This window comes from Shigella sp. FC1567 (assembly GCF_001743015.1).
Taxonomy (GTDB): Bacteria; Pseudomonadota; Gammaproteobacteria; order Enterobacterales; family Enterobacteriaceae; genus Escherichia; species Escherichia coli.
Genome location: NZ_MIIV01000366.1, coordinates 17,452 through 27,200, shown reverse-complemented (window position 1 = coordinate 27,200; position 9,749 = coordinate 17,452). Strand labels below are relative to the sequence as shown.

Annotated in this window: 10 protein-coding genes; 8 read left to right on the top strand and 2 right to left on the bottom strand. The window is 52.8% G+C overall.

All coding sequences use genetic code 11. The annotated features are described in order from the left end of the window. The first annotated feature begins 102 nt into the window (after positions 1-102). On the top strand, positions 103-867 hold the full coding sequence (locus tag BHE85_RS18010; RefSeq protein ID WP_004985136.1) for a StfH/YfcO family fimbrial adhesin: 765 nt from the start codon (positions 103-105) through the stop codon (positions 865-867). Positions 868-939: 72 nt separating this feature from the next. Here BHE85_RS18010 and smrB read toward each other — a convergent pair whose 3' ends face one another. After that, on the bottom strand, positions 940-1,491 hold the full coding sequence (gene smrB, locus BHE85_RS18005) for an endonuclease SmrB (protein WP_039064203.1): 552 nt from the start codon (positions 1,489-1,491) through the stop codon (positions 940-942). A 165-nt stretch (positions 1,492-1,656) separates the two neighbouring features. On the opposite strand from smrB, the gene prmB reads away from it, so the two are divergent. Genes prmB through BHE85_RS17975 form a run of 6 tightly spaced genes read left to right on the top strand, consistent with a single transcriptional unit; the run spans position 1,657 to position 6,206 of the window. Further along, on the top strand, positions 1,657-2,589 hold the full coding sequence (prmB, locus tag BHE85_RS18000) for a 50S ribosomal protein L3 N(5)-glutamine methyltransferase (protein ID WP_001339812.1): 933 nt from the start codon (positions 1,657-1,659) through the stop codon (positions 2,587-2,589). Positions 2,590-2,623: 34 nt separating this feature from the next. Continuing rightward, complete coding sequence (gene aroC / locus BHE85_RS17995) at positions 2,624-3,709, top strand: chorismate synthase (RefSeq protein ID WP_000918449.1); 1,086 nt, start codon at positions 2,624-2,626, stop codon at positions 3,707-3,709. A 3-nt stretch (positions 3,710-3,712) separates the two neighbouring features. After that, positions 3,713-4,537 carry a penicillin-insensitive murein endopeptidase gene (gene mepA, locus BHE85_RS17990; protein WP_001043819.1) on the top strand — a complete coding sequence of 275 codons (825 nt, stop codon included), beginning with the start codon at positions 3,713-3,715 and terminating at the stop codon, positions 4,535-4,537. Then, positions 4,537-5,346, top strand: a complete 810-nt coding sequence (locus BHE85_RS17985) for a sulfite exporter TauE/SafE family protein (RefSeq protein WP_000447351.1) — start codon at positions 4,537-4,539, stop codon at positions 5,344-5,346. Before mepA ends, BHE85_RS17985 begins: the two co-directional genes overlap by 1 nt. Then, complete coding sequence (epmC, locus tag BHE85_RS17980; protein WP_001089241.1) at positions 5,346-5,894, top strand: elongation factor P hydroxylase; 549 nt, start codon at positions 5,346-5,348, stop codon at positions 5,892-5,894. The genes BHE85_RS17985 and epmC overlap by 1 nt, the downstream gene beginning before the upstream one ends. Before the next feature lie 33 nt (positions 5,895-5,927). Then, complete coding sequence (locus BHE85_RS17975; RefSeq protein WP_000559754.1) at positions 5,928-6,206, top strand: YfcL family protein; 279 nt, start codon at positions 5,928-5,930, stop codon at positions 6,204-6,206. 120 nt (positions 6,207-6,326) lie between these two features. Here the strand turns inward: BHE85_RS17975 and mnmC are convergent, their stop codons facing one another. Further along, positions 6,327-8,333, bottom strand: coding sequence for a bifunctional tRNA (5-methylaminomethyl-2-thiouridine)(34)-methyltransferase MnmD/FAD-dependent 5-carboxymethylaminomethyl-2-thiouridine(34) oxidoreductase MnmC (gene mnmC / locus BHE85_RS17970; protein WP_000683818.1), 2,007 nt, complete (start codon positions 8,331-8,333; stop codon positions 6,327-6,329). A gap of 158 nt (positions 8,334-8,491) precedes the next feature. On the opposite strand from mnmC, the gene fabB reads away from it, so the two are divergent. Next, positions 8,492-9,712: a beta-ketoacyl-ACP synthase I gene (fabB, locus tag BHE85_RS17965; protein ID WP_000817178.1), complete on the top strand. Its 1,221-nt coding sequence runs from the start codon at positions 8,492-8,494 to the stop codon at positions 9,710-9,712. Positions 9,713-9,749 lie beyond the last annotated feature (37 nt).

Below are 9,749 nucleotides of genomic sequence, written 5' to 3'. Positions count from 1 at the left end.
ACGCCGTCTGCGTTTCTCCGGCCCTAAGACATCAATCATCTGTACTCCAATGACTAGTCTAAAAACTAGTATTAAGACTATCACTTATTTAAGTGATACTGGTTGTCTGGAGATTCAGGGGGCCAGTCTACAGAGTTTGAGTTTCATCTGATTATAGCGACGCCAGATTCAGTTAATTACGCTATATTTAAGGCTACATTCATGCCCAATTCACAGCCGGATTTAGTTTCGTGGACTGGCGATAGTTCTACTCAACCATCTATGTCGAAAATTTCGGACAGCAGGGTATCCATGTCAGCCTGTCCTGGATTAGAGCAGTATGATAGCCAGACCAAAACGGGATGGACATGTAATGAATTAAAGATGTTTGTTTATTACGATGGGAATTTACATGGTTGTCCGTGGATTGTGTCGTCGTTTGTTAAGAGTAGAGATCCCTTCGCTAAAACGTATGATGATGATTTTCCTGACTATATTGGCCCAACGAAGGTGAGTTCTTCATGTCCGGCGGTGCCCCTGGCACCGTATGATGTTTCCTGGAATGAAAATTATGTTGTACATAACAAAGTCGTCAGGTTGCAGTCAACAGGTGGTGTTATTGAGCAAACACTGCCCACTTTCCTGATGGAAAATGGCAAACTGTGTAACGGGAATAATTTTGATGAGCGTGGTGTCTACTGCCGTTTTATCGCACAGCAGATGACCTTCTCGACTTCCGGCTGTGATAATGCCAAAGTGACGGTGACGCCTGAGCCGCAACCGATTACGTCCAGGCAACTGCATGATATGAAGCTACGCGTGGACACGACATCTCGACAGCCCATAGATTCTACCTGCCGATTCACTTACATACTGAATATGTATTAGCGCACCTTTTCTCACCTGGCAGGGTCATTCGCCCCTGCCATTCCGCGCTCCTGGCACAACACGCTCAACTCCTCAGGGCAACTCCGGCGGCAACCACTCTTCCACTTCAATCAACACCAACAAAGCCGCATCACCGCCGTACTCTTTCGGTGCCTGGTGAAATGCCATCACATGCGGATGTTGTGCCAGCCACAGCGGTGTTTGTTGCTTCAAAATATACTTCCCGTGCCCATGCATCACGCAGGCACAAAACACATGTTCGCGGCGACAGGCGGCAATCAACGCGCCCAGTTCCTGCTTGGCCTGCAGCTGCGTCAGACCGTGTAAATCCAAAAACAATTCCGGTGAATAATCGCCGCGGCGCAGTTTCTTCGCCTCGAAATGGCTGACATCCGGGCGAACATATTTCACCGGACCTTCGGTATTTAATAACGGCTGAAACTCATCGGAGAAATAATGGCTGGCATCAGCCTGCTCCTGGATCAAGCGTTTCACCGGCACTTCGCTGATTTTTTTACGCTGCGGTCGGTGGACAATCGTGTCCTGCTTAATCTTGCGAGTCCCCGCCATCAACTGGCGAAACAGAGCCTGGTCCTCCTCGCTAAGTGTTGTTTTCTTTTTCATTTATCTGTCTCTATTTCTAATTTTCCTACAGTTTACCCGACTCGTAGCACAATCGATCGTTTTAAACGTATTTTTCCTCACTCACCGCGCGTGAATGCTGATTTATCGTCATCTTCATGGCAAACTAGCCGCCGAAATTATTGCGATCATGCCCTGGAGGAATACGTGGATAAAATTTTCGTTGATGAAGCAGTAAATGAGCTGCAAACCATTCAGGACATGTTGCGCTGGTCAGTGAGCCGCTTCAGCGCGGCAAATATCTGGTACGGTCACGGCACCGATAACCCGTGGGATGAAGCCGTACAGCTGGTGTTACCATCGCTCTACCTGCCGCTGGATATCCCGGAAGATATGCGCACCGCGCGTCTGACCTCCAGCGAAAAACATCGTATTGTTGAACGCGTGATCCGCCGCGTCAACGAGCGCATTCCGGTGGCTTACCTGACCAACAAAGCCTGGTTCTGCGGTCATGAATTTTACGTCGATGAACGCGTGCTGGTGCCGCGCTCGCCGATTGGTGAACTGATCAACAATAAATTTGCCGGACTCATCAGCAAACAACCGCAGCATATTTTAGATATGTGTACCGGTAGCGGCTGCATCGCCATTGCCTGTGCTTATGCCTTCCCGGATGCAGAAGTCGACGCGGTGGATATCTCTCCCGACGCGCTGGCGGTTGCTGAACAGAACATCGAAGAACACGGTCTGATCCACAACGTCATTCCGATTCGTTCCGATCTGTTCCGCGACTTGCCGAAAGTGCAGTACGATCTGATTGTCACTAACCCGCCGTATGTCGACGCGGAAGATATGTCCGACCTGCCAAACGAATACCGTCACGAGCCGGAACTGGGCCTGGCATCTGGCACCGACGGCCTTAAACTGACGCGTCGCATTCTTGGAAACGCGGCAGATTACCTTGCTGATGATGGCGTGTTGATTTGTGAAGTCGGCAACAGCATGGTACATCTTATGGAACAATATCCGGATGTTCCGTTCACCTGGCTGGAGTTTGATAACGGCGGCGATGGTGTGTTTATGCTCACCAAAGAGCAGCTGCTGGCGGCCCGTGAATATTTCGCGATTTATAAAGATTAAGTAAACACGCAAACACAACAATAACGGAGCCGTGATGGCTGGAAACACAATTGGACAACTCTTTCGCGTAACCACCTTCGGCGAATCGCATGGGCTGGCGCTCGGCTGCATCGTCGATGGTGTTCCGCCAGGCATTCTGCTGACGGAAGCGGACCTGCAACATGACCTCGACCGTCGTCGCCCTGGGACATCGCGCTATACCACCCAGCGCCGCGAGCCGGATCAGGTCAAAATTCTCTCTGGTGTTTTTGAAGGCGTTACTACTGGCACCAGCATTGGCTTGTTGATCGAAAACACTGACCAGCGCTCTCAGGATTACAGCGCAATTAAAGACGTTTTCCGCCCAGGCCATGCTGATTACACCTACGAACAAAAATACGGTCTGCGCGATTATCGCGGCGGTGGACGTTCTTCCGCCCGCGAAACCGCCATGCGCGTGGCGGCAGGGGCGATTGCCAAAAAATATCTCGCCGAGAAATTTGGTATTGAAATCCGCGGCTGCTTGACCCAGATGGGCGACATTCCGCTGGAAATCAAAGACTGGTCGCTGGTTGAACAAAATCCGTTCTTCTGCCCGGATCCGGACAAAATCGACGCGTTAGATGAACTGATGCGCGCGCTGAAAAAAGAGGGCGACTCCATCGGCGCGAAAGTCACCGTTGTTGCCAGTGGCGTCCCCGCCGGACTTGGCGAGCCGGTATTTGACCGCCTGGATGCCGACATCGCCCATGCGCTGATGAGCATCAACGCGGTGAAAGGCGTGGAAATTGGCGACGGCTTTGACGTAGTGGCGCTGCGCGGCAGCCAGAACCGCGACGAAATCACCAAAGACGGTTTCCAGAGCAACCATGCGGGCGGCATTCTCGGCGGTATCAGCAGCGGGCAGCAAATCATTGCTCATATGGCGCTGAAACCGACCTCCAGCATTACCGTGCCGGGGCGCACTATTAACCGCTTTGGCGAAGAAGTTGAGATGATCACCAAAGGTCGTCACGATCCCTGTGTCGGGATCCGTGCAGTGCCGATCGCTGAAGCGATGCTGGCGATCGTTTTAATGGATCACCTGTTACGGCAGCGGGCGCAAAATGCCGATGTGAAGACTGATATTCCACGCTGGTAAAAAATGAACAAAACCGCGATTGCGCTGCTGGCTCTGCTTGCCAGTAGCGCTAGCTTGGCAGCGACGCCGTGGCAAAAAATAACCCAACCTGTGCCGGGTAGCGCACAATCGATAGGCAGTTTTTCTAATGGCTGTATTGTCGGCGCTGACACGTTGCCGATACAGTCCGAACATTATCAGGTCATGCGTACCGATCAGCGTCGCTATTTCGGTCACCCGGATCTGGTGATGTTTATCCAGCGTCTGAGTAGCCAGGTGAGCAATCTGGGCATGGGTACGGTGCTGATTGGCGATATGGGGATGCCCGCTGGTGGGCGTTTCAACGGCGGTCATGCCAGCCACCAGACCGGACTGGATGTCGATATCTTTCTGCAACTGCCGAAAACTCGCTGGACCTCCGCGCAGCTCTTGCGCCCGCAAGCACTGGACTTAGTTTCCCGCGACGGTAAACACGTTGTCTCCACGCTGTGGAAGCCAGAAATTTTCAGCTTGATCAAACTCGCCGCCCAGGACAAAGACGTCACGCGCATTTTTGTTAATCCGGCGATTAAACAACAACTTTGCCTTGATGCGGGCACCGATCGCGACTGGTTGCGCAAAGTGCGACCCTGGTTCCAGCATCGCGCGCATATGCATGTACGATTACGTTGCCCTGCCGATAGTCTGGAGTGTGAAGATCAACCTTTACCGCCACCAGGCGATGGTTGCGGGGCAGAACTGCAAAGCTGGTTTGCACCTCCAAAACCAGGAACAACAAAGCCTGAGAAGAAGACACCGCCTCCGTTGCCGCCTTCCTGCCAGGCGCTACTGGATGAGCACGTGATCTAATGGAAACGTTTAATAGCCTGTTTATGGTTTCCCCGCTGTTGCTGGGAGTTCTCTTTTTTGTCGCCATGCTGGCGGGATTTATCGACTCGATTGCCGGTGGCGGTGGGTTACTCACCATTCCGGCATTGATGGCTGCGGGAATGTCTCCCGCTAACGCGCTGGCAACCAATAAACTGCAAGCCTGCGGCGGCTCTATTTCCGCCACTATCTACTTTATTCGCCGCAAAGTGGTTAGTTTAAGCGATCAGAAACTCAATATCGCCATGACCTTTGCCGGCTCAATGAGCGGCGCACTGCTGGTGCAATACGTTCAGGCTGATGTCTTACGGCAGATTTTGCCCATTCTGGTAATTTGTATCGGCCTCTATTTCTTGCTGATGCCAAAGCTGGGTGAAGAAGATCGCCAGCGCCGGATGTACGGTTTACCCTTCGCGTTAATTGCCGGTGGCTGCGTCGGTTTTTATGACGGATTCTTTGGCCCGGCTGCCGGATCGTTTTACGCGCTGGCCTTCGTTACGCTGTGCGGATTCAACCTCGCCAAAGCCACGGCTCACGCCAAATTACTCAACGCAACGTCAAACATTGGCGGTCTGCTGCTGTTTATTCTCGGCGGCAAAGTGATTTGGGCGACGGGCTTTGTCATGCTGGTGGGGCAGTTCCTCGGCGCGCGCATGGGTTCAAGACTGGTGCTGAGCAAAGGACAAAAACTGATCCGCCCGATGATCGTTATCGTCTCGGCGGTGATGAGTGCCAAATTACTTTACGATAGCCACGGACAGGAGATCCTCCACTGGTTGGGGATGAACTAATGAACAGTACACACCACTATGAGCAGTTGATTGAAATTTTTAATAGCTGCTTTGCCGATGAATTTAATACCCGTCTGATTAAAGGCGACGACGAACCGATCTATCTTCCTGCTGATGCGGAAGTACCGTATAACCGAATTGTCTTTGCCCACGGCTTTTATGCCAGCGCAATTCATGAGATTTCGCACTGGTGTATTGCCGGAAAAGCGCGCCGTGAGCTGGTTGATTTCGGCTACTGGTATTGCCCGGATGGGCGTGATGCCCAAACGCAAAGCCAGTTTGAAGATGTTGAAGTGAAGCCGCAGGCACTCGACTGGTTGTTCTGTGTGGCGGCGGGATATCCGTTTAACGTCAGTTGCGACAATCTGGAAGGCGACTTCGAACCGGATCGTGTGGTGTTTCAACGGCGGGTACATGCGCAGGTGATGGATTATCTGACAAATGGCATTCCCGAGCGTCCGGCACGCTTCATTAAAGCACTACAAAATTATTATCACACGCCGGAACTTACGGCGGAACAGTTCCCGTGGCCGGAAGCGCTCAACTGAAGCCGGTGCCACGTTTTACAATGAGGAAAGAAGATGATCGCGGAGTTTGAATCACGCATTCTGGCATTAATCGACGGCATGATTGACCATGCCAGTGATGATGAGTTGTTTGCCAGTGGGTATTTGCGTGGCCACCTGACATTAGCCATCGCAGAACTGGAAAGTGGTGATGACCACTCCGCTCAGGCGGTGCATACGACCGTTAGCCAGAGTCTGGAAAAAGCCATTGGTGCCGGTGAATTGTCGCCGCGTGACCAGGCGCTGGTGACCGATATGTGGGAAAACCTGTTTCAGCAGGCGTCACAGCAGTAAGTTGCGGCGTCTGGAGCACCATGCCTGATGCGACGCTTATCGCGTCTTATCAGGCCTACACGTCACACGTAGGTCGGATAAGGCGTTCACGCCGCATCCGGCAAACACTGCGAGAGCAGATTACCCCGCCTTAACCGCTTTACCCTTCAACAATTTCCGCACCCATAACCGATTCGGGTTTAACGCCGCCAGCGTACTGGCATCCATCGGAATCGGTTCGTCGCTCATCTGCGCCGCCAGAATCTCGGCACACAGCGGGGCAGAACACAAACCGCGAGAACCTAAAGCCGCAAACATAAAGAGATCGTCAAAAACCGGCGCGCTTACCGCCTCATCTTTCTGCTCCGCCAACGACGCATATTCCACGAGTGTTGCCTCATAATCGGGAACATTGCCTACCATTGGCAGATGATCGCGGGTGGCACAACGCACACCGCAGCGCGCCTCTTTATCACTGACATCAACCTCTTTTGCCCACTGTGCCTGCGGGAAACAATCAATCAACCGCTGGCGATTCTGCTGCTGATCGTCCTCACTGTACGCCGTATCTTCGCTGCCGCGATGATAACTGGCACCAATACAATGATGTTGATTCGCCGGATTTTGTGGCGTGAGATAACCGTCATAGCACAGCACCTGCTTCAGCTCTGCCAATTCCGGCGTTGTCGGAATATGGCTGACCTGCCCGGCAACCGAATACACCGGGAGAGTCGACGTTTGGCTGAATCGGCTGATTTGATGCCCGTTCGCCAGTACCACTACGCTGTGTGTTGCTTGCTGATCTCCTGCAAAATTCAACAACCAACAGTCATCCTTACGGGATAAATTCTGTAACTGATATTGATAATAAATCTGCAAACCCTGCTGTTGCGCCAGTTCCAGCACATTACGGGTCAGTTCTGCTGGGCACAGCCAACCACCTTGCGGATAAGTAATGCCGCTGCAATTTGTCGCAACGCCCGTAATTTGTTCAACCGCATTTGCCTCAACGGCTACAGCCAGTTCTGCGGGTAAATCCATTGACAACATCTGTGCGATTTTATGCTGGCTTTTCTCATCCCAGCCTAACTGCGTGACGCCGCACCAGTCATGATCAAATTTAACGGGTAATTGGTCGTAAAACCGACGAGCAAAAGTAAACGCATTAGAGAAAAAGCGGTTTAGCGCCTCATCGTGTTTGCTTAATAACGGATACAGCGCCCCCTGGCGATTGCCGGAAGCACCCAGTGCGGGGGCCTCATCCGCGCAATAAAGCGTTACCTGCCAGCCGCGCCGTAATAGCGCCAGCGACAACAACGCGCAGGCAATACCACCGCCGATAATCGCCGCTTCCCGTTTGCTGCTGCCCGTGCGGTTAAACCACGGCGCGGAGCAGGGGAGCGGTAATGTCTGTTCCATCACCCCGCAAAGCATTTCCCGTTTGCGCCCAAAGCCCTTACGTTTTTGCATCGTGAATCCGGCGTCCTGCAAACCGCGGCGGACAAAACCGGCAGACGTAAATGTCGCCAGCGTGCCGCCCGGACGCGCCAACCTTGCCATGGCGTTAAACAGATTTTGCGTCCACATATCCGGGTTTTTCGCTGGCGCAAAGCCGTCCAGAAACCAGGCATCTACTTTTTGATTTAGCGAATCGTCCTGTTGGCTGGTCAGTTCGTTAATATCGCCAAACCATAAATCCAGCGTCACGCGGCCTTCATCGAGCAATAAACGATGGCAACCGGGCAAGGGCATTGGCCACTGCGCCTGAAGTTGTTCTGCCCACGGAGCCAGTTCCGGCCAGTGTTGATGCGCTAAGGCTAAATCCGCACGGGTGAGGGGAAATTTCTCAAAACTAATGAAATGTAAGCGTTGTAATTGCGCTTGCGGATGCGCTTCGCGAAACTGATCAAATGCCTGCCATAGCGTCAGGAAGTTTAATCCGGTGCCGAAGCCGCTCTCTGCTACCACAAACAGAGGATGTGGATGCTCAGGAAAGCGTACCTCTAATTGGTTGCCTCCCAGAAAAACATAACGCGTCTCTTCCAGCCCGTTATCGTTGGAAAAATAGACATCGTCAAAATCTCGGGAAACAGGTGTACCCTCAGCATTAAATTCGAGGTTGGCAGGTTGTATGGAGTAGTGTTTCACGTAAGTTACTCGTCTTACAGGCGGTGGCTCGATCTTAGCGATGTGTGTAAGGCTGCGCAAATTTCTCTATTAAATGGCTGATCGGACTTGTTCGGCGTACAAGTGTACGCTATTGTGCATTCGAAACTTACTCTATGTGCGACTTACAGAGGTATTGAATGAAACGTGCAGTGATTACTGGCCTGGGCATTGTTTCCAGCATCGGTAATAACCAGCAGGAAGTCCTGGCATCTCTGCGTGAAGGACGTTCAGGGATCACTTTCTCTCAGGAGCTTAAGGATTCCGGCATGCGTAGCCACGTCTGGGGCAACGTAAAACTGGATACCACTGGCCTCATTGACCGCAAAGTTGTGCGCTTTATGAGCGACGCATCCATTTATGCATTCCTTTCTATGGAGCAGGCAATCGCAGATGCGGGCCTTTCTCCGGAAGCTTACCAGAATAACCCGCGCGTTGGCCTGATTGCAGGTTCTGGCGGCGGTTCCCCGCGTTTCCAGGTATTCGGCGCTGACGCAATGCGCGGCCCGCGCGGCCTGAAAGCGGTTGGCCCGTATGTGGTCACCAAAGCGATGGCATCCGGCGTTTCTGCCTGCCTCGCCACGCCGTTTAAAATTCATGGCGTTAACTACTCCATCAGCTCCGCGTGTGCGACTTCCGCACACTGTATCGGTAACGCAGTAGAGCAGATCCAACTGGGCAAACAGGACATCGTGTTTGCTGGCGGCGGCGAAGAGCTGTGCTGGGAAATGGCCTGCGAATTCGACGCGATGGGTGCGCTGTCTACTAAATACAACGACACCCCGGAAAAAGCCTCCCGTACTTACGACGCTCACCGTGACGGTTTCGTTATCGCTGGCGGCGGCGGTATGGTAGTGGTTGAAGAGCTGGAACACGCGCTGGCGCGTGGTGCTCACATCTATGCTGAAATCGTTGGCTACGGCGCAACCTCTGATGGTGCAGACATGGTTGCTCCGTCTGGCGAAGGCGCAGTACGCTGCATGAAGATGGCGATGCACGGCGTTGATACCCCAATCGATTACCTGAACTCTCATGGTACTTCGACTCCGGTTGGCGACGTGAAAGAACTGGCAGCTATCCGTGAAGTGTTCGGCGATAAGAGCCCGGCGATTTCTGCAACCAAAGCCATGACCGGTCACTCTCTGGGCGCTGCTGGCGTACAGGAAGCTATCTACTCTCTGCTGATGCTGGAACACGGCTTTATCGCCCCGAGCATCAACATTGAAGAGCTGGACGAGCAGGCGGCAGGTCTGAACATCGTGACCGAAACGACCGATCGCGAACTGACCACCGTTATGTCTAACAGCTTCGGCTTCGGCGGCACCAACGCCACGCTGGTAATGCGCAAGCTGAAAGATTAATTCGCAGTAGGTCGGAGTAGTCGGAGTAGTCGGAGTA

Coding starts and splice junctions, on each gene's coding strand:
- fabB (WP_000817178.1), top strand. CDS start 8,492: ATGAAACGTGCAGTGATTACTGGCCTGGGCATTGTTTCCAGCATCGGT.
- BHE85_RS17975 (WP_000559754.1), top strand. CDS start 5,928: ATGATCGCGGAGTTTGAATCACGCATTCTGGCATTAATCGACGGCATG.
- BHE85_RS17985 (WP_000447351.1), top strand. CDS start 4,537: ATGGAAACGTTTAATAGCCTGTTTATGGTTTCCCCGCTGTTGCTGGGA.
- smrB (WP_039064203.1), bottom strand. CDS start 1,491: ATGAAAAAGAAAACAACACTTAGCGAGGAGGACCAGGCTCTGTTTCGC.
- mepA (WP_001043819.1), top strand. CDS start 3,713: ATGAACAAAACCGCGATTGCGCTGCTGGCTCTGCTTGCCAGTAGCGCT.
- aroC (WP_000918449.1), top strand. CDS start 2,624: ATGGCTGGAAACACAATTGGACAACTCTTTCGCGTAACCACCTTCGGC.
- epmC (WP_001089241.1), top strand. CDS start 5,346: ATGAACAGTACACACCACTATGAGCAGTTGATTGAAATTTTTAATAGC.